We start from the raw sequence: 24,715 nt of genomic DNA, 5'->3' as shown, positions 1-24,715 counted from the left end.
ATGCAATATTATTTAGTAAAATGCATAAGCCGCATCGTGTGCTGTTTGCCGGCCGGCATCAGGCGCGGCCTGGGAACTCTGATCGGGCGGCTGTGCTGGCCGCTGGTTCCGGCTAAAAGAAAGAAGATGGCAACAGCTAATATTAAGCGCAGCCTGGGGGTTGATGAAGACCGGGCCAGCTTGCTGGCCAAGGCCAGTGCCGTACGCTTTGGCCCTATGTTCATGGAAGTGCTCCACATGCCCCGGCTTACCCCTGAAAATATTGGAAATTATGTTAAACTGACAGGCCAGGAGCATCTGGAAGATGCCCTGAAGCTGGGACGCGGCGCAGTACTGGCCACCGCCCATAGCGGCAATTGGGAGCTCTTAGGTGCCGCTCTTGCCATGCATGGCTTTCCCCTGGTGGCTGTCGTACAGCGTCAAACAAGCCATGCCATGGACAAATTTATTAATGAATACCGGACAAAAGCCGGTATGCATGTTACCTATAAAACCGGGGTCAGGGAAATGGTTAAGCTGCTTTGCGGCGGCAAAATTATCGGCCTCCTGATGGATCAGGATAATCGCAGACATGGTGTATTTGTTGAATTCTTTTCCCGGCCGGCTTCTACGCCGCAGGGAGCTGCCGCTTTGGGACGCCTGAATCATGCGCCGATTGTGCCGGCATTTATTACCACCAATCCGGACGGCACCCACACGGCTATTATTCACCCGCCGGTGATGGCGGAAAAAACCGCTGACCGTGACCACGATATTCTGGTGACAACCCAGAATTTGACCCAAATTATTGAAAATCATATCAGACAATACCCGCAGGAATGGTTTTGGCTGCATAACCGCTGGAAAACGCCGCCGCCTGCCGGGAAACTATAGGAGGGTAACCCCCTCTTATTTTTTTGCACTTTTACAATATATACAAAAATTGATTTTTTGATATACTTATGGACAATAAAATGATATACGTGCTATAATGGACTCCGGGAGTGAGGTGACTGAAGGGATGCTGACATCAGGTATAAAAAACCTTAAATTTTTTAAAAGTATCTTCAAGGATTCTATAGTGCGCGATATTCTGATACTGCTTGTTATCAGTGTACTCATCGGTACCCTGTTAGCCAGTTCGGTCTCCATGGCTGCCAACACGTACTTTTCGAAAACCCTGGCCAGCCTTGTGGGCGACTATGGGGAATATGACATATTACTTCAGATCAGAGAAGAAAACCGCGAGGATGCGGCTGTTCATATTGCCAAGATTGTCAATGAAGTATTCCCAGGCGGCAAAATCAAAGAAGGACCAACCATTACCGGTAAGACCCCCTTCTTCATTGCTTTGCCTGAGACCTTTAAAACCAAAACCGTATATGAGGAACTGTCGAAAACCTTTGGCGGCATTCCCGGCGGTGCAAGTGTCGGGGTGATGACTGACCCGCGCCTGACTGTGCGTGGTGTGCCGGAGGGAGCGAGAAATATGCTTTTAGATAAAATCTCACAGATGGACGGCGTTCGCTTCACCTTTCGCGACGGCTCCTCTGTCGGGGTTATTTTAAACTCGCTTGATAAATCGGCGGCTGTCAATACCGCGATTAAGTCGCTGCTGGCAGATTATCAGGTAATTGAAATTAGCTTTCCGGTAGGCAGTGAACCTGCCAACCCGCTGCGTCTGGGAGAAAGCATTGCCGGGGCGATACAACAGGAACTGCAGCTAGCGTATGCGCAGAACGTATCTGTTGACGGCAACAATGACGATATGACGTACATGGTGAGCACCATGCTGGAGCTTAAACGCTTCCTGCAGGCCTATGGGTCGAAAATTACCATTACCCCGGCTGCCGGTACCGAACTGGGCAAAGGGGATATTGTTGTCTTTCAGGGGACTGCAGCCGAACCGCCACAGGCCGGCAGCACGCCTGCCAAAGGAAATGTTGTGGCCGAGATTACGGCAGCAGACACAGGCGGCAAAGTGGAAGGCCGCATAACCGAGGGGGACGCTTCCTGGCTGGCTAATCCGTCAGGCAGCATCCAGGGCTATAAGCTGGAGAACAATATGGTAAGCGGACAAACGGCGACTGCCGTCTACAAGAATCCGCGCCAGGAGCTGGGCCAGGCGCTTGGTGAAACAGGCAAACTGGTCGGACAAATTCCCGGCTTTGCGCAAGATGCTAAGAGTATGAGTGGTATTGCCCTGGGGACTCTGGAACACTATGACAGCGGGATTAACGCTCTAGAACAAACCTTATCCGGCCTGCAGGCAGCCGGCGGCACGATTCAGACGGCCACGAGCGCGCTTGCCGGTATTGATACCAGCAATATTCGCAGCCAGCTTGACAATTCGTCCAACACGTTAGGCAGTTTGGTCAATACGCTGCAGGTAGTCCGGTTGGTCAATGGCGATGTGGATAAAACGGTCAACAATGTCAGCGGCGCGCAGCAAAATCTCATTACACTGAGCACAAATCTAGCTCAGCTTGACAGTGTGGCGGACAATGCCCGCCGCGCCAAATCTGTTCTTGATAATATTGCTGTTAATGGTCAAACCAGCCTCAATACGCTGAAAGCCTTTGACGTTAACGGGGCCAGAACCAGCCTTGCCAGCGCCAATAGCCATCTGGGACAATTGCAGCAAATTGATGTGCCGGTGATTGCCGCCCAAATTGCCTATCTGGCCAGTGCCGTTCCAGACCTTAAAGATGAGGAAATCAGCCATTCCATTAATATCCTGGATAAATTTATTGCCGGACAGGTAATTCCCGGCGCCCGTATTCAGATTCTAACTACCGGCCATATTGACATTAATGCTGTGGCACCGGTTGTGCACAAGCAGGCAGGCCACAACAATGCCTCCCTGTATTCGACGGCGTTAGGAATCATCGAGCCCGACCCGCGCGGTGAGTTGTACCAGGTGCTTACCGAAGTAAAAAGCATTCTGGCCGGGATGACGGCCATTATTGCCACCATCCTGTTCCTGGGACTGGACCATACCGGTATTATGACCGTTATCCGCCGCAAACGGCTCAATCAACAAGTTCCTGCAACCGGTTGGCGCCGGACAGTGGCCCGGCTGACAGGTATCTTTACCGTCCCGGAACGCTGTTATGGAATGGGTGTAGGCGCTCTGCTGCTGACAGCCATCTTCCTGTTGGCCGGCGGCGGCATTCCCTATCTGCCCTGGGTGGGTGTGCCGCTAGTGGGAGCCGTACTTGGCTTTTTAGTGGCCTGTTATACTGAAAAAATCAGTCCGATTGCCGATGAAGAAGTTATGGCCGGTGAAGCTCTGGGCTTGTCGGCAGATGAAATTATGCGCGAGATTGTTATTCCGGGCGGTCGCCCGGGACTGATGCAAAAACTCAATCAGCGCAAAGTGAAATTCAAGTAATATATTCAACATGTTATCTAAGGGGGTGAGCCGTGTGCTCAATATCCGGCACCTAACCAAGAAATTCGGCAGCCTTGTCGCCGTTGACAACCTGAATCTGGCGGTAGCAAAAGGGGAAACCGTTGTTATCATGGGGCCGTCAGGCTGCGGCAAGTCAACCACCATTCGCACCATTAACCGGTTGATTGAGCCGGATGCCGGTTCAGTCCTGGTTGACGGCGTGGAAATGACCCAATTAGATGATACCGGCTTACGCCATATGCGTAAACGCATTGGCTATGTATTTCAACAATTTAACCTCATTAACCGGCTGAGTGCTGTTGAGAATGTTATGCTGGGCCTGGTTATGGGGGGGCAGTCCAAAGAGGCGGCCTATGACAAGGCTGTCGCCGCACTGACCAAAGTGGGGATGGAGCAGTTCAGAGAACACAAGCCCGGACAGTTGTCCGGCGGTCAGCAGCAGCGGGTGGGTATCGCCCGGGCACTGGCCTTCGAACCTGAACTGATGCTATGGGATGAGCCGACGGCTTCGCTTGATCCGATGCTGGTGCGGGAAGTGCTGGTAGTCATGGAGGAACTGGCTAAATACCGTGCAGCCACCATGCTGGTGGTTACTCACGAAATAGCCTTTGCCCTGCATGTGGCCGACCGCATTGTGCTTATGGAAAAGGGCACGATTGTCGAAGCCGGGGTACCCAGCCAGGTATTTGTTAACCCTGTTTCCCACGTCGGCTGCCAGTATAAAGAGCTGATCGAATACCAGCTCAATACCAGCGCCCGTACGCTCTCCGGCAAACGCAGCGCCTGACAATGCCTTCCTCTACAATCCATGCTTGCGTAATTTCTCAAATTCCTGTAGAATAAATTGGTATTAGACAATTCAGGAGGAACCTAATGGAACGCCAAACCACAGTAGCGTCTCGCGTAATGTATACCGGCATTGGTCTGCATTCCGGGCGGGATGTAACCATTGCACTCAAGCCGGCTCCGGCTGACAGCGGTATTGTATTTGTCCGCACCGATCTTGCCGGGCTGCCGCGTGTAGCTGCGCGGGCAGTCAATGTAACCAATGCTATGCGGGCCACTACCTTAGAGAGCGGTGACGCCAAGGTTTTTACCGTGGAACATCTGTTAGCCGCTTTCTATGCGATGGATATTGATAATTGTTTTGTAGAAATATCTTCGGTGGAACCGCCGGTTGCCGACGGCAGCTCGCTGCCCTTTCTCCGGCTGATGGAGTCGGCCGGCATCATCCGGCAGGATGAGCTTCGCCGGCCGCCGATTGTTGTGAAAGAAACCATTGCTGTGCGTTATCCGGACAAATTTATTGCTATTTTGCCTTATGACGGATTTCGCATTACCTTTACTTCCATTAACCCGCACCCGCTGCTGGGCGTTCAGTTTGGTGACTATGAGATAACTCCTGAAGTGTTTGCCCGGGAACTGGCACCTGCCCGTACCATCGGCTTTATGCACGAGGTGGAAGCCCTCAAGGCACAAGGTCTGGCTTTGGGCGGGAGCTTAGACAACGCAGTAGTATATGATGATGAGAAATGCTTAACGCCGCTCAGGTTCCCTGATGAACTGGTCCGGCATAAAATTTTAGATGTAATCGGTGATTTGGCACTGGCAGGCCGGATAGCCGGCCATGTTATTGCCGTAAAGTCAAGCCATGCGCTCAATACCGCACTGGCGAAAGAGATAATAAAAGCAAGTATGTGATTGATTTTGAGGAGGCGTTTTTCCGTGATTTTATCAGCAACCGAAATTCAGGCGATTATTCCGCACCGTTACCCCATGCTGCTTGTTGATCGTATTATTGAGCTGGAGCCGATGAAACGGGCAGTAGGCATAAAAAATGTATCGATTAATGAACACTTTTTTATGGGGCATTTTCCGGAAAAGCCTATTATGCCGGGAGTGATTATTCTTGAGGCTATGGCTCAGGTTGGAGGGGTAGCCTTGTTATATCCGGAAGAAAATCGGGGAAAGATAGCCTACTTCGCAGGCATGGAAAAGATTAAATTCAGAAAGCCTGTAACTCCCGGCGACCAGCTTCGCATGGTAGCTGAGATCATAAAAGTCCGTGGCAGTGTCGGTAAAGTTTGGGCTGAAGCCTTTGTCGACGGACAGGTTGTAGCCGAAGCCGAATTTCTGTTTGCCCTCAATTCACGTTAAAGCCGCTTTAACCGGGGTGTTAGGCCCAACGGTTAGTGGCTCTTAGCCGGAGGCTTAACCTCAGAACGACACACGATAATAGCTGAAAAACCGATATATCCACTGAAATCTGCGTGCTAATCGGCAAAAATGCAGCTTAGTGCTTTGATTAAGGTTATTTTGCCTAATTTTAGCATGCCGTTTTTCGACTGCTCAGTCGGAATATATATAAATAGAAAGAAACGAACTATGAGACCTGCTTACAAGTTCTAATTTAGTGGGGAGTTGATTATCGTATGAAACCGGAAGCGGTTGTAATACCATTACGTAAGATACACGAAACTGCAGTTGTTCATCCCAATGCCCGTATCGGCAAAGATGTTGAAATAGGAGCCTATGCCGTTATTGGCGAAAATGTGCTCATCGGCGACGGGACGCAAATTGGCGCCCATGTCGTAATCGACGGCTGGACCAGTATCGGCAAAAATTGTGTTATTTTTCCCAGTGCCTCTATTGGCACCGAACCGCAGGATTTGAAATTCCGTGGGGAAAAAAGCTATGTATTTATTGGCGATAACACCAAAATCCGCGAGTTTGTGACAATTAACCGGGCTACCGGCGAAGGGGAAGAAACCCGGGTGGGCAGCAATTGCCTGCTCCAGGCATATACCCATGTGGCTCATAACTGCATTGTCGGCAATCATGTTATTATGTCGAATGCGGCAACCTTAGCCGGTCACGTGGTGGTAGAGGACCGGGTAGTCATTGGCGGCTTGACCGGTGTGCATCAATTTGTAAAAATCGGCCGCAACGCCATGATTGGCGGGGCTTCGAAAGTGGTTCAGGATGTACCGCCGTTTGTTATTGTTGACGGGCATCCGGCTAAAGTCTGCGGCCTCAATAATGTCGGCCTGTCACGTGCCGGCATGAATGAGACTACCCGCCGCAACCTCAAGAAGGCCTACCGGATTCTTTACCGTTCAGGTCTGACGTTGACCCAGGCCATTGCCGTAATGGAACAGGAACTTGATTCCTGTGAAGAAATTGAGCATATGATGCGTTTTCTCCGCAATGCTGAACGCGGCATTTGCCGCGGACGCAAGGATGCGGACAATTAACGCATAGCTAAGCCTTGCTTGGCAAAACCTATACTACTAATTTGAAACTATACAGCGCTTGATGCGGCTTTCAGGCTGCATCAAGCTACATAAGGTGGGGACCAGTATGAAGACAATAGGACTTATTGCCGGTATTGGCCGGTTGCCGGTTGAATTTGCCCGTGCCGCTCGCGGCATGGGCTTTGCCGTGATTGCCGTAAGTGTTGCGCCAGGGGTAGATGAGGAACTAAGCACAGCCGCCGACAAATTCCATACTGTCGGTTTAGGCCAGCTGGACAAGCTGCTGGCCCTGCTGAAACAAGAAGCCGTACAACAAGTTACCATGCTGGGCAAGGTTACCAAAGAGCATTTATTCAGTGGTTCGGCCCGGCCTGATGCCCGCATGCAGCAGCTGCTCGCCGGACTCAAGGATTTGAACGACGACACGGTTATGCTGGCCTTGGTACAGGAGTTGGCAGGTGAAGGTATCGGGGTGCTTGACCAGACAGAATTCATCAGGCAGCTGATGCCGCCGGCAGGCGTACTTACCCGGCTGGAGCCTACCCCGGAGCAACTGGCAGATATGGAGTTTGGCCTGGATATGGCCCGCAAAATAGGCGGCCTGGATATTGGGCAAACTGTAATTGTCAAAAATAAAGCCGTACTGGCGGTGGAAGCCATTGAGGGAACCGATGCCTGCATCCGGCGCGGCGGCCAGCTGGGGCGGGGCGCCGCTATTGTCGCTAAGGCCGCTAAACCCAAACAGGATTCACGCTTTGATGTACCTTGTGTGGGGCCTGATACACTGGCAGCCATGCTTGAAAGCGGTGCAGCCGCTTTGGTGATGGAGGCAGGCAAAACTCTGCTGGTGGACAGGCAAACAGTGATTGAACAGGCTGACAAGCACGGAATATGTATTGTGGTAATGTAGGAGAAACCAACTTTCGGAGGATACTATGAAAATAATGATCTCAGTCGGCGAAGCCTCCGGCGACCTGCATGGCGCCAGCGTTGCCGCCGCTTTGAAACTGCTTGAACCCAATATTGAACTTTTCGGGATGGGCGGCAAGGCGATGCGGGACGCCGGTGTTACTGTGAACTATGACATAGCCGGCCTGGGGGTTATTGGTTTTGTGGAAGTCGTCAAAAACCTGGGAAAATTATTTGCGTTACGGGATAATCTTGCGGCACTTATGGATCAGGAACGTCCGGATGTTCTGGTAATTATCGACTATCCGGATTTTAATCTGAGACTGGCAAAAATCGCTAAGGCAAAAGGCATTCCGGTTGTCTCGTATATCAGCCCTTCCGCCTGGGCGTGGCGGCGCGGCCGGGCGAAGGACGTGGCCGGGCTGGTCGATAAGCTGGCAGCCATTTTTCCGTTTGAGGCTGAAGTGTACCGTGAGGCCGGAGCCAATGTAACCTTCGTCGGGCATCCGCTGGTGGATATTGTCAAACCGTCATTGGCTAAAGAAGAAGCTTACCGGTTTTTTAATGTACGTCCAGGTCAGCCGGTAGTGTTGTTGATGCCAGGCAGCCGTGAGCAGGAAGTCAGCAGCCTGCTGCCCGTTATGCTGGAGGCTTGCCAGCAGGTTGCCGGGCAAGTGCCTGACTGCCGGATTTTTTTGCCGGTTGCCTCGACAATTTCCCGGGAAATGCTGCAAAATATGATTGATGGTTATACTATGGATGTTACCCTGACAACTGAGCACACCTATGATTTAATGGGGATAGCCGATGTTGCTATCGCATCCTCAGGCACAGCCACCCTGGAGACTTCGCTAATGGGAGTGCCTACTGTCATTATTTATAAAATGGCGGCACTTACCTATCTGCTGGGGAAACTCCTGGTAAAAATACCGAATATCGGCTTGCCGAACATTGTGGCCGGGCGGAGGATTGTGCCGGAACTGCTGCAAGGCGAGGCCAACCCTGGCACGATTGCCGCTGAGACTCTTGTCTTGCTGACCGATCACACTGTGCGGGAAAAAGTACTGGCAGACTTAGCGGAAGTAAAGGAGAAACTTGGGCAAACCGGTGCTGTGCACAGAGTAGCCGAAGTTATCCTGGAAGTGGCGCAGGCAAGACGGTAGTCTGCCAAGTTTAAACGGACTACTAACCCGCTGTTATTTCAAATTATGAGGTTAAACTAGATGAATCTTTATCTGCGATTGTTACAATATATCAGACCATACCTGCCGCGCTTTATCATGGCCATTGTCTGTATTCTGGTAGCGTCAGGCACCAATCTGGTGCTGCCCTGGATTATTCAAAATGTAATTGACGATGTACTGACCGCCAAGGACATGTATAAGCTGAACATCATTGCCGGGGGTATTGTGGCAGTTTACTTACTGCGCGGTTTTTTCTTTTTTGGCCAAAACTACCTGATGTCCTATATTGGTCAGAGGGTAGTTATTGATATCCGGGAGGGGTTATACCGCCATTTTCAGCGCCTGTCACTGTCGTATTTTGAAAAGCGGCAGACAGGCAGTATTATGAGCTATGTCACCAATGACGTGGCTGCCCTGCAAAATGCGCTTGTTGAAAGTGTCATTGAGCTGGTGACCGAGTCGGCGATATTAATTGGTTCAATGGCGGCCATGTTCTATATCCACTGGAAACTGGCCTTGCTGACTTTGATTACCATGCCGCTGGTGGCGCAGGCCATCAATATTTTCGGCAAACGCCTGCGAACCGCCAGCCGGATAACGCAGGAGCGGGCGGCCGATATTACCTCTGTTCTCCAGGAAACCATTTCGGCTGTAAGGGTCATAAAATCCTTTGTCCGCGAAGAATATGAAATCGGACGTTTTAACCGGGAAAACTATTCGAATTTCCGGGCACAGATGAAAACGGCGCAGCTTAGTGCCACCTTAACGCCGATTATTGAGTTTTTAGGGGCCATTGGTGTTACCCTCATCATTTGGTATGGCGGGCGTGAGGTCATTTACGGCAATCTGTCGTCAGGAGCGCTTATTGCCTTTTTAATCTATGTTGTCAATATTACCAATCCCATCAAACGCCTGAGCCGGGTGTATTCCAATATCCAGCGGGCGCTGGCAGCGGCACAGCGGGTGTTTGACGTTCTCGATACCGAACCTGAAATTAAAGATATGCCTGGCGCGAAGGAATTGCCGCGCATCACCGGCCGGTTAACCTTTGAACAGGTGAATTTTTCCTATAAGCCGGGCGAAATGGCACTTGCCGATGTATCGCTGACCGTGGAACCCGGCCAGATGGTTGCCATCGTCGGGCCGAGCGGTGCCGGTAAAACCACTATTGCCAACCTCATTCCGCGGTTCTATGACCCCATGAGCGGCCGCATAACCATTGACGGCTACGATATTAAGACCGTCACCCTGGCATCACTGCGTGAGCAAATTGGTATCGTGCCCCAGGAAACTGTCCTGTTTAACGGCTCGGTATATGAAAATATATTATATGGCGATCTCAAGGCCGGCGAGGCAGCCATTCTTGCCGCCGCCAAGGCCGCCAACGCGCATGAGTTTATTATAGGCATGCCGGAAGGATATAACACGCAGATTGGTGAACGCGGCTCCAAGCTCTCCGGCGGGCAGCGCCAGCGCATTGCCATTGCCAGGGCAATCCTCAAAGACCCCCGGGTACTGATTCTGGATGAAGCCACCTCGGCGCTGGACACCGAAAGTGAGAAACTGGTGCAAGACGCACTGGACAAACTTATGGTCAACCGCACCTCGTTTGTTATTGCCCATCGCCTGTCAACCGTACAGCGGGCCGATATCATTCTGGTAATGGACAAAGGGCGCATTATCGAACGCGGCATTCATGAGCAACTGCTGACTGCAGGCGGATTGTACAGCAAGCTGTACCAGGTGCAGTTTGCTAATAAATAAAGAGGTATCAATATGTATCTTATTTATAACATTGCAGCAGTATTGCTGTTTATTCTGGCTCTGCCGGTGTTTGTCGTAAGGACAATTCGCGAGGAGGGCTTTGCCGAGCGTTTGAAGCAGAGCCTGGGCAGACTGCCTGAGGAAACGGTGGCTAAACTGGCCGGCAAAGATGCTATTTGGCTGCATGCCGCCTCGGTGGGCGAAATTGTTGCTACCAGTCCGGTAGTCAAGGAGATAAAGCGGGAGCTTCCTGGCAAACCGGTACTGGTATCGGTAGTTACGGCCTCCGGCTATGATATGGCCAAACGGATTATTCCCGAAGCTGACGGCATCATCTATTTTCCCCTTGATCTGCCGTTTCTCAGCCGTGCGGTTATTTCCAAAATCCGTCCCAGGGTTTTTCTGCTGGTCGAAACCGAATTATGGCCGAACTTCCTGAAAACCGCCAAAGTCATGAAGATCCCGGTCATCATGGTCAATGGGCGAATCAGCGAAAAAAGCCTGAGCCGTTACACCTATTTCCGGGGTGTGCTCAAAGACATGCTGGGTACTATTGTTCAGTTCTGCATGCAATCCCCCATTGATGCCGAGTATATTATGAAGCTTGGCGCCGATCCCCGGAGGGTAGTGATTACCGGTAACACGAAATTCGATCAAAGCTATACCACCCTGAGCGGCGAGGAAAAGACCGCTTTATATCATACCCTGCATTTGCGGGAATCGGGTTCGATTATTGTGGCAGGCAGCACGCACAAGGGCGAAGAAGAAGCGCTGTTTACGGCCTTTAGTCAGATTATCGCGGAATTTCCCGACAGCCAGTTGGTCGTTGCCCCACGCGATATTATGCGGGCCGAAGAAATCATTGAACTGGCGGCAGACTATGACCTGCAGGCTGTCCGGCGCACCAGGCTGCCGGCAGACAGGGCTGCCGTTCTGCCCAACATCATTATTATTGATACCATCGGTGAACTGGGAAAAATTTACGGTGTGGCCGATATTGTCTATACCGGCGGCAGCCTGGTTCCCCGCGGCGGGCATAATATTCTGGAACCTGCCGCTCACGGTAAACCCATTCTGGTCGGCCCGCACATGTTTAACTTTAAAACCAGCTATGCCATGCTGTCTGACGGTGGTGCCTGCCTGACCGTAAAGGACAGCGCCGATTTGACGGCAACCATCCGCAGCCTGCTGCACAATCCGGAGAAAATACAAGAAATGGGCCAGGCGGCGCTGGCCATTATCAGCGAAAACCAGGGTGCATCCCGGAAAAGCGCTTTACTGTTGAAAGAAGTGCTTGAAACCTCTCCGGCACACCAGCGGGGCAAAGGCACAGACCATAAGATGCCGCACCGGGAAGCCCCGCAAATATATCTGTACAAACTGGTGCATGGTGAAAAACACGGGCTGTTTGCCGCCGTGCTGCTGGCTGTGCTCCGCGGCATGTCGGTGTTGTACGGGTTCGGTGTTTCCATCAAACTGGCCCTCTACCGGTCAGGAATATTAAAATCCTATCGCCTGCCCTGTAAGGTAATCAGCCTGGGTAATATTACCGTAGGCGGAACCGGCAAAACTCCCACCGCCCAGCGGTTGGCCGCCATCATCCGGGACATGGGTCACCGGGTGGTAATCCTAAACCGCGGTTACCGGGCCAGCTGGAAAGGGGAGGTCGGTGTAGTATCTGACGGCCGGAAAATTTATATGTCGGCCGGTGAGGCCGGCGATGAAGCTTACCTGCTGGCCAAAAGCCTGCCGGGAGTACCGGTAATTATTGGCCGCAACCGTTATATCACCGGTGAATATGCGGTAAACAACCTGCAGGCCGAGATAATCATCCTGGATGATGCCTATCAGCACTGGTTGCTCCAGCGTGATCTCGATATTCTGCTTATTGATGCGCTGAATGTTTTCGGCAATAATTGCTTGCTGCCGCGCGGCACCCTGCGGGAACCGCTGGCTAATTTAAACCGGGCCAATGCCTTCCTCTTGACCAAGGTGGATCAGGCGACAGATGAGGCCAAGGAGACCATCAGGGAAACCCTGGCAAAATACAACAATGAAGCATTGATTGTTGAGAGTACACATACGCCGCAGTGTTTTATTGAAATTGCGGAATGGTCCAAAGGTGTCGCTTCTGAACATGTGCCGTTAACTGTCATCCAAGACCGCTACATTCTGCCATTTTCGGCCATCGGCAATCCGTCCTCCTTTGAAAAGACCATTACGGATTTAGGCGGAGTGGTGGTAGACGCGGTGCGGTATCCTGACCACCATGACTATACCATGGCGGAAATGCAGTGGATTATGCAAAAGGCCATTGACAATCAAGTGGCGGCGCTCATTACCACCGACAAAGACGCGGTTAAAATCCCGTCAGAGTTTATTCACTCCGAGCGGTCGCTGCCTGTGTATGTCTTGTCCATTGAAGTCAGATTCCATGACGGTTGTGAAAAACTTATGGCAATGATCAATGAAGTGGCAAAACCCTATTCCGAATGCGGGGGTATGTAATAATGAAGGTTTTATGTGTAATTCCGGCACGGTATTTCTCTACCCGGCTGCCGGGCAAGCCGCTGGCATTAATTGCCGGCAAACCTATGGTTCAGCATGTGTATGAGCGGGCCAAACAGGCTAAACGCCCGGACCTGGTGCTGGTAGCGACAGACCATGAACTGGTATATCAGGCGGTCAAAGAGTTTGGCGGTCAGGTAATGATGACTTCACCGGCGCATCCGACAGGCACCGACCGCCTGGCGGAAGTTGCCGCAGAGTATCCTGAAACCGATATCATTATTAATGTACAGGGCGATGAACCGCTTATAGCGCCGGAAGTCATTGACCTTTTGGCCGGCGCTTTTGATAATTGCCCGGAACTCAATATGGCAACCCTCATGACGGAAATGGACAAAAGCGAATATAATCTGCCCAGCGCGGTAAAGGTAGTGACTGCTGTCGATGGCTACGCACTCTATTTTTCGCGTTCCCTGCTGCCATATCCCCGTAATGCCAAGCTGCCTGACGGTCAGTTGCCGGTGTACAAGCATATCGGCATTTACGCCTACCGGCGCGAATTTCTCCTTAACTATGCGAAACTGCCGCCGACACCGCTGGAAGTGACCGAGTCGCTGGAGCAGCTCCGGGCATTGGAGCATGGCCACAAAATTAAAGTGCTTAAAACCGACTTTAAATCCATCGGTGTTGATACCCCGGAAGAACTGGAAAAGGTGAATACCTATTTTCAGACTTTACAAAGGTAATATATTCAGGAGGCGAAACTATGCATACCGTACAAATTCAAAACATCACAGTTGGCGGACAGAACCCTATTGTGCTGATTGCCGGACCCTGTGTTATCGAAGATCCTGAACGCACCCTGGCCATCGGCCGGTCTATCAAGGAAATCGCCGGCCGCTTGCAGATTCCTTATATTTTTAAAGCGTCCTATGATAAAGCAAACCGTTCTTCCTATAATTCTTTCCGCGGTCCCGGTCTGAAAGAAGGCCTGAGCATCCTGGCGCATATTAAAAAAGAGCTGCAAGTGCCGGTGGTCAGTGATATTCATTGTGTCACCCAGATTGAAGCCGCAGCCGAAGTTCTGGATATTCTCCAGATACCGGCATTCCTCTGCCGTCAGACCGACCTGGTATATGAGGCGGGCCGCACCGGTAAAGCCGTTAATGTAAAAAAGGGCCAGTTTCTGGCACCGCTTGATATGAAAAATGTCATTGCCAAGCTGGAAGAAGCCGGCAATCGCAATATTTTGCTGACAGAACGGGGCGCTACCTTCGGCTATAATAATCTGGTAGTGGATTTCCGCTCTCTGCCGATTATGCGGTCCCTGGGTTATCCGGTGGTATTTGATGCCACCCACAGTGTCCAGCTGCCCGGCGGCGCCGGCACCAGTTCCAGCGGACAACGCGAATTTGTGCCCTACCTGACCAGAGCGGCAGTTGCTGCCGGGGTTGACATGCTGTTCATGGAAGTTCATGACAATCCGCCGGAAGGCAAGTCAGATGCCGCCAATATGCTCTATGTCGACAAATTGGAAGCACTGCTGCAGGATGTAATCGCCATCGATGATGCAGTAAGAAAACATAAGTAAGGAACACGGGATTGCCAAGTGCTGCAGCCGGTGATGTTATGCAGTATAGCTCCGAGCAGTTTTGTCGCCAGGCGCGGCGGAGGAGCCGCGCATATCGGACATATGTAAGGCGACGACAACAAAGCATGGCGGCAAAAGTGCCGGTGATATACTGCATAACATCACCGGCTGCAGCACCAGGTGTCAATCCCGTGTTTTAAGGAGGAAATTACAATGCCTATTGAACATGCCCGTGCTTGTTTAGAGCTGGAGGCGGAAGCCATTCGTGCCTTAATTCCCCGGATCAATGAACAATTTACCATTGCAATGAGAATGATTATAAATTGCTCGGGCCGGGTGGTTGTCAGCGGTATGGGGAAATCCGGTATTATTGGCAAAAAGATAGCTGCAACCCTGGCCAGCACCGGTACGCCGGCCTTTTTTCTTCATCCGGCCGAAGGCATTCATGGCGACCTGGGGATGGTTACCGCTCATGATATTGTCCTGGCTATTTCCAACAGCGGTGAAACCAATGAAGTGATTGGCCTGCTGCCAACCCTTAAACGCATTGGTACGCCGATTATTGCCATGACAGGCCGCGCCAAATCCACCCTGGCACAGAATGCAGATGTTTTTCTTGATGTGGCGGTAGCCAAAGAAGCCTGCCCGCTCGGGTTAGCCCCTACTGCCAGCACTACCGCCACCCTGGCCATGGGCGACGCCCTGGCGATTGCGTTATTATCGGCCCGTAACTTCACCCCGGAGGACTTTGCCCTCTACCACCCTGGCGGTGCCTTGGGACGCAAGCTGCTGCTTACCGTAGAAAATGTCATGCATGGCGGCAGTGATTTGCCGGCGGTAACACCGGACAAGACGGTAAAAGAAGCATTATTTTCCATTACCGCCCAGGGACTTGGCGCTGTTTTAGTAGTTGAGTCACTGGCGAGCATGAAACTTGTGGGATTGTTAACTGATGGCGACATTCGCCGCAGTCTGGAAAAAGGACATGATTTCCTGGATAAACCGGTAGCCGGGCTAATGACCAGAGAGCCCCGCACCATTACTAAAGACAGGCTGGCAGCCCAGGCTCTTAATTTTATGGAAAAAAACAAACCGCGCCCCATTACCGTGCTGCCAGTAGTTGACAGTGAATTTCGTGCAATTGGTATCATTCACCTTACTGACTTATTACGTCAAGGAGTGGTATAATGAATAGTGTCCCCTATGCTGCCCAGGTTAAGCTTATCATTTTTGATGTGGATGGAGTGCTGACCGGCGGCCATATTATCTTCGGCCAGGAAGGGGAGGCGCTAAAGGCGTTCCATTGTCAGGACGGTATGGGAATATCACTGGCGCACAAGGCCGGCTTAAAGACGGCCATCATCACCGGACGTAACAGTGAAATCGTACGCCGCCGCGGCACCGAGCTCAACATCGGCGACATCCATCAAGGCGCCGCCGATAAAGTTACGGCCATGCAGGAGCTTATAAAAAAGCATGCCCTGACCCCGGAGCAGATAGCCTATGTGGGCGATGACATCAATGACCTGCCTGTCATGGTGCAGATTGGCTTTCCCTGCGCGGTGGCCAATGCCGTGGCCGAAGTGAAAGCAGTGGCCAGATACATTTCCGGCCGGCCGGGCGGCGATGGTGCTGTCCGTGAGATTATTGAGCATATTCTCAAGGCGCAGGGAAAATGGGACAGGATAATTGCCGAATATCTGAGCAAAGACAGGTTCAGCCTGGAACAGTAGTAAATAGTACCAAGAGCATCTCTTGGAGAAAGGAGCAGACACATGGCAAATGAATGGCAATATCATATATGGAAACTAGCCAGCCGCTTGGTGTGCCTGCTGCCACATCCGGTCTTGCTTTCTACCGGCAGGATCCTTGGCCGGCTCTATTACCGGATCGCCAAAAAACAGCGTATCCGGGCCATTGAACAGAGCAGGGAGCGGCTCGGGCTGTCGCAGCCTGAAGCCGAAGCCATGATAAAAAAATCTTTTATCAAATTAGGTCAGACCTTCCTCGAAGTCCTGCATATGCCGGCTTTGACCCAGGAAAAGGTCAGGCGCTATATCACCATTGAAAATCGCCATTACCTGGAGGAGGCGCTGGCCGGGAAAAAGGGCGTTGTTTTTCTGACAGGCCATCTGGGCAACTGGGAATGGTTTGGCGCAGCCTTGGCGCTGGAAGGTTTTCCTGTTGCCGACATCATAAAGGCTCAGCCCAATGAGCACCATACCAGGATATTGAATGAACACCGCGAGTTGTTTGGCATAGAACTGTTTGCCAGCGGCACCAGTGAAATTATCGGCGCCGCCAGAGCATTAAAAAAAGGCAAAATGCTGGCTTTTTTTGCCGATCAGGACGCCGGCCATGACGGCGTATTTGTTGATTTTTTAGGAAAACCTGCGGCAACCCCGCTGGGGCCGGCCGTTTTTGCCCGCAAATTCAAAGCCCCTGTGGTACCGGGCTTTATTGTCCGCAACCCTGACGGCACCCACCGCATCATGCTGGAGCCGCCCATTTATTTTGAAGACACCGGCAATCCGGAGGCCGATTTATATACTATGACCGAACGCATGACCAGAATCATTGAGTCAGCAGTCAAAGACTATCCTGATGAATGGCTATGGTTTAAAAAGCGCTGGAATACTGAGGTGAAGTCTTCTTGAAGAGCAAGCGATATTTTGCAATTGCCTGCGCGCTGCTGATCCTGACAGGAGGAGTCTACTACTTCTTCTGGGGGAGTGCCGCCGATTCAACCGATTCCCCGGCAACCCCGTCTCAAGCTCCGCTTAACCTTACATTTTCCGGAAGCACCATTGTCGAAGAAGAGGATGGTAAAAAACTGTGGGAACTGAATGCCGATACCATTGAGGCTGCTCCCACGGGAAACACCATATATCTGAATAACCTTAAAGGAACCTTTTACCGGGAAAAAGACGGTACAGTGGATATCAGCGCCAACCGGGCGACACTTGATACCAAAACACGCGACATTTCCATGCAAGGGAATATCAGAGCCATAAACAGCAACGGGGCGGTATTTACCGCACCTGAGGCCTGGTGGTCGGGGGAACCCAAGCACTTTACCGGTGTTGGCGGCGTTACTTTGACCAGAGGCGATACCACCATTACCGGCGATAAGCTGGAAACCGATGATAAAATGGAAAAATTCAAAATCTATGGCAACGCTAAGGTCGTTACAGGAGGGAAGAATTAATGAGAAACAATAAAAAGTGTACATTACTCACTGTATTTACGGCGATAACCTTAAGCGTCGGCAGTTTGCTTGCCGGGGCTGCGCCGCAGCCTGCAGCCAAAACGCCTGTCGAGATTACGGCCAATGCCATTGAATACGATGCGCCCAGCGGTATCATGCATGCTACCGGCGGGGTCCGCATCACCCAGGGCCAGACAGTAATGACCGGCGCTGAAGCCAAATACAATGTTAAAAGTCAGGAAGGCCAGCTTACCGGCGGTGTACATGCCGTGAATCAGGATGCCACCCTGAGTGCCGTCCAGGTACAGACCTACAAAAACAACTCCCATCTGATTGCCAGGGGGGATGCCGTTCTGACTAAGGGCGACAAACGCCTTACCGGTCCGCAGGTGGAGTATTTCCCAGAGACGCAATATGTTCTGGTGCCGGAAAGCGGCAGGATTGAAATGCCTGACGGCACCATGACTGCCGATAAAATTGAAGCTTTTATCAACGAAAATAGTGCCACCGGCACCGGCTCGGTTCATATTGTCAGCCAGGTGCGCAAGCTTGACGCCACCGCCAATATGGCGACCTACTACGGGGAACCCAAGGGACAGAGCAAGGTTATCCTGACAGGCAATGCCCGTGCCGTCCAGGATGGCAATGTTCTGGTTGGAGAGACACTGACCCTGCGGCTTGATGACAAGGCCATGGACGCCAGCGGCGGCCGCAACCAGCTTGTCATTACCCCGCAGTAACCGGGGAAACGATTGCGCCTGTAATATTTGTTAATGCCGAATAGATAGCTAGTGAGGATGTTGGCGATATGTATATCGAAACCCGTGACTTGATCAAAACCTTTAAAACCCGTAATGTGGTCGACGGTGTCAGCCTGCGTGTGGACCAGGGACAAATTGTCGGTCTCCTGGGCGCAAATGGTGCAGGGAAGACCACCACCTTCTATATGATTGTCGGCCTGGAGCGTCCCAGCAGTGGTCAGATATTTATTAATGATGAAGAAATAACCCATATGCCAATGTATCAGCGTTCCCGTTACGGCATCGGCTATTTGCCGCAGGAAGCCTCCATTTTTCGCAAACTTACGGTAGAAGACAATATTATGGCCATCCTGGAAACCACCAGGTTAACTGTTGATGAGGCCAACGTCAAAATGGAAAGCCTGCTGCAGGAATTTCATGTTGACCATGTCCGTAAGCGCAAAGGCTCCGAACTCTCAGGCGGCGAACGCCGGCGGGTGGAAATCGCCAGAGCGCTGGCTACCGACCCGGGTTTTATTCTGTTGGACGAGCCCTTTGCCGGTGTTGACCCGATCGCGGTAGCCGATATCCAGGCAATTATCAGCTATCTCAAACAACGCGGCATCGGCGTACTCATTACCGACCATAATGTCAGGGAAACCCTGAGTATTGTTGATAAAGCCTATATCCTTAATGAAGGGCAAATCCTTATTGACGGCGACAGTGATACCATTGCCAACAGCGAAGTCGCGAGAAAATACTATCTTGGCCACAACTTCAGCTTGTAAGGGAGAATTTCATGCGTATACTTGACAAATACATCCTCAAAGAGCTGCTTGGCCCGTTTTTTTTCGGTATCGCCGCCTTTTCCAGCATTTTTATCGGTACCAGCACGCTGTTTAGGATTGCCCAATATGTTACGAAATATGGTGCACCCATCACCACGGTCGTCAAACTGTTTGTCTATAGCTTGCCGGGGATTGTCGTCCTGACATTTCCGATGTCCATGCTGCTGGCGGCGCTATTGTCTTTTAGCCGGTTGTCCAGTTCCAGCGAGATAACGGCCATGCGTTCAGGCGGACTTAGCTTTTTCCGGCTGACCATTCCGGTTATCATTACCGCGATGGTTGTCAGCGTGGCCGCCATTGCCCTTAACGAAAAGGTTGTGCCGGCCGCCAATGCGAGTTATAGTTATATTGTGCGGTATGAAATAGAAAAACAGTCCCGGCCAAAATCACAGGAGCACATTATCGTCAAAGACGTTAAAGGCAGCAACATTGAACGTTTGACCTATGCCCAAAACTTCATGGCAGATACCAACACCATGAATAAAGTATCTGTTCAGGAATTCGAGAACGGACGCCTGGTAAGGGTGCAAAGCGCTGAGACCGCCAAATGGGCGGAAGACCGTTGGGTTATGTATAATGGCACCATCACCGACCTTTCTACCGAAGGCAAGGTCGGCAGGATTCTTAAGTTTCAGGAGCAGGTAATGCCGATTGAAAAAAATCCGCAAACCATTTCCCAGGAGCAAAAAAAACCGGATGAAATGACCATGCAGGAACTGAAAGAGCAAATTGCCGTTCTGAAACAAGAATATGTCAGTACCGGCAAATATGAAGTCGAACTCTATCAGCGGGTGGCTATCCCTATGGCCAGCTTTGTTTTCGCCCTGATCGGTACGCCGTTGGGCCTGTCGCCTAACCGTTCAAGCTCCTCCATCGGTTTTGGGTTAAGCATTATCATCATTTTCATGTACTATACGGTACTGACCATATCCGGCGCCTTAGGGCAGGGCGGGGCCCTGCCGCCGCTGCTCGCAGCCTGGCTGCCCAACATTGCCGGTACCATTGCCGGGATATATTTGATTTACAAGGCCTCCAAGTAAAGAAAAACCGTTACCATTACTGAGGCGCGGGCGGCCGTTATGCATAAGCGGAGGTTAAGCGCCAGCGTCGCAGCGTTGTATAGCGGCCGCACGTGCCAGGTTTCTATAGAGAGGAGGGATACCATGTATGGTTTGGCATTGATTGCTATAATTGCCGTGATGGGCGGAGCCATTGCCTATATTGGCGACAAACTAGGCACCAAAGTGGGAAAGAAAAAACTCAGTATCTTTGGTCTCAGGCCCAAGCACACCTCAATTATTGTTACCATTGTTACCGGGATTCTGATTTCAGCCGCTACTCTGGGCTTAATGACGGCTGTATCCTGGGATGTCCGTACGGCGCTGTTTGGCATGGAAGAGCTCAAAGCCCAACTGGTATTCCTAAACAGCGAAGTAGGTTCAAAAACCCAGGAACTAGAACTAAGCCGCGCCGAGCTTGAAACCAAAACGGCTGAATATACAGCCGTCAGCACCAAGGTCAAAGAAACCGTTGACCAGTTAAACCGCAGCAAGGCTGAGCTGAACGAAGTAACCAGCGAACGTGACAAGGCTTCGGCTGCTTTAGCGGTGCTCCAGACAGATTATGCCGCAGCCCGGCGTGATTTAGTCGCCTACCAGCAGAATATCAAAAGCCTGCAGGCCACCAAACAAGAATTGGATGACCGCGTTGCCGGTCTTACTACTACAATAGATGAACTGAACACCGCCAAAACAGAACTGCAAAGTGACCTTGACCATTTGAACGAAGTGGCGACAAATCTCAAACAAGGCCTCCAAATTGCCAAAGAAGGCACCGTGGTATTCCGTACCGGTGAAGTATTGGCCACCACCGTGGTGGAGGGCGGCAATGGGCCGGAGGATACCGCCGGAGCATTAGGTGAAGCTATCTACAAAACCAATGCTATGCTTCTGGATAAACTTAATGTAGCTGACAAGAAACTGGAAATATTATGGGTTGCCCGTGCCGACTTCGAACAAGCAGCGGCTTTGATTGCCCAAACCAACCAGGAGGTCATTGTCCGTATCTCGGCAGTAGGCAACACCGTATACGGCGAACCGGTTATCGGCCGTCTGGAACTGTTCCCCAACCACCTCATTTACCGCAAAGATGAGACCGTCTACCGTGAAGTGGTTACCATGACAGGTGAGCCGCAACAGGCTGAAGAAACCGTCATGGCGTTCCTGCAGCAAGTTAATATGGCCGCTGTCAAAAAAGGCATCCTGCCTGACCCCATCCAAGGAACAGTCGGCAGTATGAGCGGCTCCGAACTGTTTGAAAACATCAACAAAGTCGGGCGGCACCGCGGCAAGATCGAGCTTTCTGCCGTAACCGAACAGGACACTTACACCGTCGGACCTATACGAATCAAAATTGGCATTAAAAGCGTTCCATAACTTACCACCTGAGAATCCTGCTTATCAAGCAGGATTCTTTCTTTTTTAGGCGAATCTATAGTAACATGAAAGTTGATTATGTAAACAACATAACAACTGTCAAGACACGAAGGCATTGCCAATAAATGCTTATAAAACAAGGATTTTACCAAAACTTACAACTGCGGTTTTAGCAGGAATCCTTGAAAGAGTGTCGAAATTATGTTAATATAAAACCTGCGGAATGCGGCAGGTGCGTATCGAGAAAAAAGCCCTGCAGAGAGGAAGGACAGATTGAGGAAACGTGGACACTCATTCGAAAGCCTCCCCCTTGAACGGGTGGACCTCCCGGTATGCCGGTGGCAACACCCGCAAAATTAAAAATATCTCAAGGGGGATTCTCTAATGAACAAAAGACTTCTTAAACTAGCTGTAACCAGCGCTCTCACCGTAGCCTTCGCTGTTCCTGCTTTCGCTAACCCCTTCTCCGATGTTCCTGCAAAACACTGGGCTTATGATGCAGTAAACAAATTGGCGCAAGCCGGTGTGGTAACAGGCTATGAAGATGGTACCTTCAAAGGTGACAAAACCGTCAGCCGTTACGAAATGGCTTCCATTGTTGCTGCTGCTATGCAAAAGGACCTCAACAGCGACCAAAAAGAAACTGTGGATCAACTGTCCAAAGAATTTGCTACCGAACTGAACAGCATGGGTATCAAAGTAGAAGCTATTGACAAAAAAGTTGACAACATGGTTAAAATTTCCGGTGACGCTCGTGTACGTTATGGCGCCAGCGACAGCTATGACAACACTGATTTCCGTGCCCGTGTAAGCTTTGACGGCAAAATCAACGACAACCTGAAATTCAATGCCCGTCTGACTAGCGACAACATGAACTATAACGACGACTTCACTACCAAAACCGGTATCAAACTTGACACCGCCAATGTAAGCTTCGACGCTCTTGGCCTGACTAACACCATTGGCCGTCAGGACCTGGTACTTGGCAATGGCTTCCTGCATGACGCTGCGATGACTGGTATTGCTTCCGAAATCGGTAACCTGAAACTGTTTGCCGGTCATTTGAAAGACAGCAACGAAGTATATGGTGCTGAATACGGTATGAAACTGGGCGCAGCTGATATTACTGCCGACTATGTAAAATATGACACAGCAACCAATGATGTAGATGTGTATGGCGCTAACGTAGGCATTAAGCTGACCAACAGCGTAACTGCCCTTGGCGAATTCTACAATGTTGACCAAGGCAACACTGACGCCAATGCTGCCGCTTATGGCCTGAAATTCAACAAGCTTGGCCTGACTGCCCTGTACCGTGACGTAGAAGACGGCGCTAACTCCGCATACTCCGGTATGCACAATGATATCCAGACCCTCAAAGACGAAGACGGTTACAAAGGTCTTGAAGTAAGATATGACCGCGCACTTGCTAAAAACACTACTTTGAACCTTAAATACCAAGACTTCGAAAAACAAGACGGTACTGAAATCGACGGTGGTGCTCGTACTCAGGCTGCCATCAACGTTAAATTCTAATAATGCATTCCGCAGCATTAAGGACGCCTTCGGGCGTCCTTTTTGTATGCTATGCTACGTTACTCGCTAGGTATTTCTACTTATTCGAACGTACATAATATTGCATTTGGTTGCTCCCTTCTGTCATGATATGATAAAATACCTTTGAATTATGGTCCAGCCCGAATCAACGTCAATAGAAGTTCCATTTTTAACAAAGAGGAGGACTTGTTTAGTGCACGATCAGATAGAGAGCATCCTGATGATCCGGCGAGGCGCTATCGGGGATATTATTTTTACTCTTCCTGCGTATTACCTGTTGCGGGCTAATTTTCCGAACAGCAAAATCAGTTTTTTGGTGAAGGAAAACTATGCTCAGGTTTTAAAAGGATTTCCCGGTCTTGACGAGGTTTGGGTTACTCAAAATAAAAGTGAAAATGTTTTAAAGCTTTGGAAAGCAGGCAACGACATACTAGATAAAGTAAAAAATAGTAAATTTCAATTGGCAATAGATTTTTCCGGCAATAGCGGCAATGCGGTTTTACTGTGGCTGAGCGGCATAAAGCATCGCTGGGGCTCGATTAAATCCAGCAATACGCTGCGCGAGCGGTTGTATACTAATACAGCCGTCAGACTTTCTTCGCTGGCTTCTTCCGTCAGCGATTTGCCTGACCTGCATCGGATTGACCAAAATCTGCTGCTGCTGAAAAAAGGCGGCTTAACCTGCTTTCCAGTTAAGAATGAATATATCATCCCACCGGAAAATCAGGAAAAAGCAAACACGCTGTTTAGTAATTGGGGACTATCCTTGCAAAAACCGGTTGTATTTATTCAGCCGTTTACCGGTGACGGCATTGCCGGTAAGGCCTGGCCGTTAGAGCGGTATGCTATCTTAGCGGAGTATTGGAGAACTCAGGGCTTGCAAGTGATCTTTGGCGGCGGACCGGAAGATCGGGAAAAACTGAACGCCGTTGCGGAGCAGTTTCCGGTAGCGGCCGGGCAAACCGACTTTGTCACAACTGTCGGGCTGACGACACTATCCTCAATCGTTATCGGCGGCGATACCGGTTTAATGCATGCGGCATTGGCGGCAGGCAAGCGTACGGTTATGCTGGTTGGTCCAACCGACCACCGCCGTATTGGCCCTTACCGGCATCTTGAATGGGCGATAAGACCACAGCAAGGAAAGTTTGTAGCAGATATCAGCATAGAACAGGTGATATCTGCTACAAAAACTGCACTGGATGAGGTATCGATAAGATGAAGGTGTGTGGGTACTGGAAAAAATACTTGACAAAAAAGGGTAGGTTTGCAATAATGTATCTAGCTTATTGAAAATGATTCTTAATAAGACGCTGATTTCTT

At 50.8% G+C, this 24,715-nt stretch carries 22 protein-coding genes; all 22 read left to right on the top strand.

What is annotated here, in order from left to right:
• The 22 genes from SPSPH_RS16575 to SPSPH_RS16470 all read left to right on the top strand — a co-directional run bounded on the left by SPSPH_RS16575 (position 1) and on the right by SPSPH_RS16470 (position 24,614).
• Positions 1-873: a lysophospholipid acyltransferase family protein gene (locus tag SPSPH_RS16575; protein ID WP_075757137.1), complete on the top strand. Its 873-nt coding sequence runs from the start codon at positions 1-3 to the stop codon at positions 871-873.
• A gap of 127 nt (positions 874-1,000) precedes the next feature.
• Positions 1,001-3,373: a hypothetical protein gene (locus tag SPSPH_RS16570; RefSeq protein WP_075757138.1), complete on the top strand. Its 2,373-nt coding sequence runs from the start codon at positions 1,001-1,003 to the stop codon at positions 3,371-3,373.
• 34 nt (positions 3,374-3,407) lie between these two features.
• Entirely contained in the window at positions 3,408-4,181 is a 774-nt protein-coding gene (locus tag SPSPH_RS16565) for an amino acid ABC transporter ATP-binding protein (RefSeq protein WP_075757139.1), read from the top strand.
• A gap of 86 nt (positions 4,182-4,267) precedes the next feature.
• Complete coding sequence (gene lpxC / locus SPSPH_RS16560) at positions 4,268-5,095, top strand: UDP-3-O-acyl-N-acetylglucosamine deacetylase (RefSeq protein WP_075757140.1); 828 nt, start codon at positions 4,268-4,270, stop codon at positions 5,093-5,095.
• Positions 5,096-5,122: 27 nt separating this feature from the next.
• Positions 5,123-5,551, top strand: coding sequence for a 3-hydroxyacyl-ACP dehydratase FabZ (fabZ, locus tag SPSPH_RS16555; protein ID WP_075757254.1), 429 nt, complete (start codon positions 5,123-5,125; stop codon positions 5,549-5,551).
• Positions 5,552-5,826: 275 nt separating this feature from the next.
• A complete protein-coding gene (gene lpxA, locus SPSPH_RS16550; RefSeq protein WP_075757141.1) occupies positions 5,827-6,648 on the top strand; it encodes an acyl-ACP--UDP-N-acetylglucosamine O-acyltransferase in 822 nt (273 codons plus the stop codon).
• A 106-nt stretch (positions 6,649-6,754) separates the two neighbouring features.
• Positions 6,755-7,558 (top strand): LpxI family protein, encoded by an 804-nt coding sequence (locus SPSPH_RS16545; protein WP_075757142.1) that lies wholly within the window; start codon positions 6,755-6,757, stop codon positions 7,556-7,558.
• A 25-nt stretch (positions 7,559-7,583) separates the two neighbouring features.
• Positions 7,584-8,720 (top strand): lipid-A-disaccharide synthase, encoded by a 1,137-nt coding sequence (lpxB, locus tag SPSPH_RS16540; RefSeq protein WP_075757143.1) that lies wholly within the window; start codon positions 7,584-7,586, stop codon positions 8,718-8,720.
• 60 nt (positions 8,721-8,780) lie between these two features.
• Entirely contained in the window at positions 8,781-10,505 is a 1,725-nt protein-coding gene (msbA, locus tag SPSPH_RS16535) for a lipid A export permease/ATP-binding protein MsbA (protein ID WP_075757144.1), read from the top strand.
• A 12-nt stretch (positions 10,506-10,517) separates the two neighbouring features.
• Positions 10,518-13,013: a tetraacyldisaccharide 4'-kinase gene (gene lpxK / locus SPSPH_RS16530; protein ID WP_075757145.1), complete on the top strand. Its 2,496-nt coding sequence runs from the start codon at positions 10,518-10,520 to the stop codon at positions 13,011-13,013.
• Positions 13,014-13,015: 2 nt separating this feature from the next.
• A complete protein-coding gene (gene kdsB / locus SPSPH_RS16525; protein ID WP_075757146.1) occupies positions 13,016-13,759 on the top strand; it encodes a 3-deoxy-manno-octulosonate cytidylyltransferase in 744 nt (247 codons plus the stop codon).
• A gap of 20 nt (positions 13,760-13,779) precedes the next feature.
• Positions 13,780-14,604, top strand: a complete 825-nt coding sequence (gene kdsA / locus SPSPH_RS16520) for a 3-deoxy-8-phosphooctulonate synthase (RefSeq protein ID WP_075757147.1) — start codon at positions 13,780-13,782, stop codon at positions 14,602-14,604.
• Between the two features lie 213 nt (positions 14,605-14,817).
• Complete coding sequence (locus SPSPH_RS16515) at positions 14,818-15,792, top strand: KpsF/GutQ family sugar-phosphate isomerase (RefSeq protein WP_075757148.1); 975 nt, start codon at positions 14,818-14,820, stop codon at positions 15,790-15,792.
• Positions 15,792-16,337, top strand: a complete 546-nt coding sequence (locus SPSPH_RS16510; RefSeq protein ID WP_075757149.1) for a KdsC family phosphatase — start codon at positions 15,792-15,794, stop codon at positions 16,335-16,337. Before SPSPH_RS16515 ends, SPSPH_RS16510 begins: the two co-directional genes overlap by 1 nt.
• A 42-nt stretch (positions 16,338-16,379) precedes the next feature.
• The gene (locus tag SPSPH_RS16505) at positions 16,380-17,261 is read left to right on the top strand and encodes a lysophospholipid acyltransferase family protein (RefSeq protein WP_075757150.1); all 882 of its coding nucleotides are present in this window, start codon (positions 16,380-16,382) and stop codon (positions 17,259-17,261) included.
• Positions 17,258-17,812, top strand: a complete 555-nt coding sequence (lptC, locus tag SPSPH_RS16500) for an LPS export ABC transporter periplasmic protein LptC (protein WP_075757151.1) — start codon at positions 17,258-17,260, stop codon at positions 17,810-17,812. Before SPSPH_RS16505 ends, lptC begins: the two co-directional genes overlap by 4 nt.
• Positions 17,812-18,552, top strand: a complete 741-nt coding sequence (locus SPSPH_RS16495; RefSeq protein WP_075757152.1) for an LptA/OstA family protein — start codon at positions 17,812-17,814, stop codon at positions 18,550-18,552. The genes lptC and SPSPH_RS16495 overlap by 1 nt, the downstream gene beginning before the upstream one ends.
• Positions 18,553-18,620: 68 nt before the next feature.
• Entirely contained in the window at positions 18,621-19,340 is a 720-nt protein-coding gene (gene lptB / locus SPSPH_RS16490; protein ID WP_075757153.1) for an LPS export ABC transporter ATP-binding protein, read from the top strand.
• An 11-nt stretch (positions 19,341-19,351) separates the two neighbouring features.
• Positions 19,352-20,440 carry an LptF/LptG family permease gene (locus SPSPH_RS16485; RefSeq protein ID WP_075757154.1) on the top strand — a complete coding sequence of 363 codons (1,089 nt, stop codon included), beginning with the start codon at positions 19,352-19,354 and terminating at the stop codon, positions 20,438-20,440.
• Between the two features lie 123 nt (positions 20,441-20,563).
• The gene (locus SPSPH_RS16480; RefSeq protein ID WP_075757155.1) at positions 20,564-21,835 is read left to right on the top strand and encodes a DUF3084 domain-containing protein; all 1,272 of its coding nucleotides are present in this window, start codon (positions 20,564-20,566) and stop codon (positions 21,833-21,835) included.
• Positions 21,836-22,219: 384 nt separating this feature from the next.
• Positions 22,220-23,371, top strand: coding sequence for an S-layer homology domain-containing protein (locus tag SPSPH_RS16475; RefSeq protein WP_075757156.1), 1,152 nt, complete (start codon positions 22,220-22,222; stop codon positions 23,369-23,371).
• 214 nt (positions 23,372-23,585) lie between these two features.
• Positions 23,586-24,614 carry a glycosyltransferase family 9 protein gene (locus tag SPSPH_RS16470; protein WP_075757157.1) on the top strand — a complete coding sequence of 343 codons (1,029 nt, stop codon included), beginning with the start codon at positions 23,586-23,588 and terminating at the stop codon, positions 24,612-24,614.
• The last annotated feature ends 101 nt before the right edge of the window (positions 24,615-24,715 follow it).

It is taken from the genome of Sporomusa sphaeroides DSM 2875 (assembly GCF_001941975.2).
Taxonomy (GTDB): Bacteria; Bacillota; Negativicutes; order Sporomusales; family Sporomusaceae; genus Sporomusa; species Sporomusa sphaeroides.
Note: the sequence above shows the minus strand (reverse complement) of the source record. Positions and strands in the feature narration are given on the sequence as shown.

Coding starts and splice junctions, on each gene's coding strand:
- SPSPH_RS16570 (WP_075757138.1), top strand. CDS start 1,001: ATGCTGACATCAGGTATAAAAAACCTTAAATTTTTTAAAAGTATCTTC.
- lpxC (WP_075757140.1), top strand. CDS start 4,268: ATGGAACGCCAAACCACAGTAGCGTCTCGCGTAATGTATACCGGCATT.
- SPSPH_RS16485 (WP_075757154.1), top strand. CDS start 19,352: ATGCGTATACTTGACAAATACATCCTCAAAGAGCTGCTTGGCCCGTTT.
- lpxK (WP_075757145.1), top strand. CDS start 10,518: ATGTATCTTATTTATAACATTGCAGCAGTATTGCTGTTTATTCTGGCT.
- SPSPH_RS16495 (WP_075757152.1), top strand. CDS start 17,812: ATGAGAAACAATAAAAAGTGTACATTACTCACTGTATTTACGGCGATA.
- SPSPH_RS16475 (WP_075757156.1), top strand. CDS start 22,220: ATGAACAAAAGACTTCTTAAACTAGCTGTAACCAGCGCTCTCACCGTA.
- SPSPH_RS16515 (WP_075757148.1), top strand. CDS start 14,818: ATGCCTATTGAACATGCCCGTGCTTGTTTAGAGCTGGAGGCGGAAGCC.
- lpxA (WP_075757141.1), top strand. CDS start 5,827: ATGAAACCGGAAGCGGTTGTAATACCATTACGTAAGATACACGAAACT.
- kdsB (WP_075757146.1), top strand. CDS start 13,016: ATGAAGGTTTTATGTGTAATTCCGGCACGGTATTTCTCTACCCGGCTG.
- lptB (WP_075757153.1), top strand. CDS start 18,621: ATGTATATCGAAACCCGTGACTTGATCAAAACCTTTAAAACCCGTAAT.
- SPSPH_RS16575 (WP_075757137.1), top strand. CDS start 1: ATGCAATATTATTTAGTAAAATGCATAAGCCGCATCGTGTGCTGTTTG.
- SPSPH_RS16510 (WP_075757149.1), top strand. CDS start 15,792: ATGAATAGTGTCCCCTATGCTGCCCAGGTTAAGCTTATCATTTTTGAT.
- kdsA (WP_075757147.1), top strand. CDS start 13,780: ATGCATACCGTACAAATTCAAAACATCACAGTTGGCGGACAGAACCCT.
- lpxB (WP_075757143.1), top strand. CDS start 7,584: ATGAAAATAATGATCTCAGTCGGCGAAGCCTCCGGCGACCTGCATGGC.
- SPSPH_RS16545 (WP_075757142.1), top strand. CDS start 6,755: ATGAAGACAATAGGACTTATTGCCGGTATTGGCCGGTTGCCGGTTGAA.
- SPSPH_RS16505 (WP_075757150.1), top strand. CDS start 16,380: ATGGCAAATGAATGGCAATATCATATATGGAAACTAGCCAGCCGCTTG.
- msbA (WP_075757144.1), top strand. CDS start 8,781: ATGAATCTTTATCTGCGATTGTTACAATATATCAGACCATACCTGCCG.
- SPSPH_RS16480 (WP_075757155.1), top strand. CDS start 20,564: ATGTATGGTTTGGCATTGATTGCTATAATTGCCGTGATGGGCGGAGCC.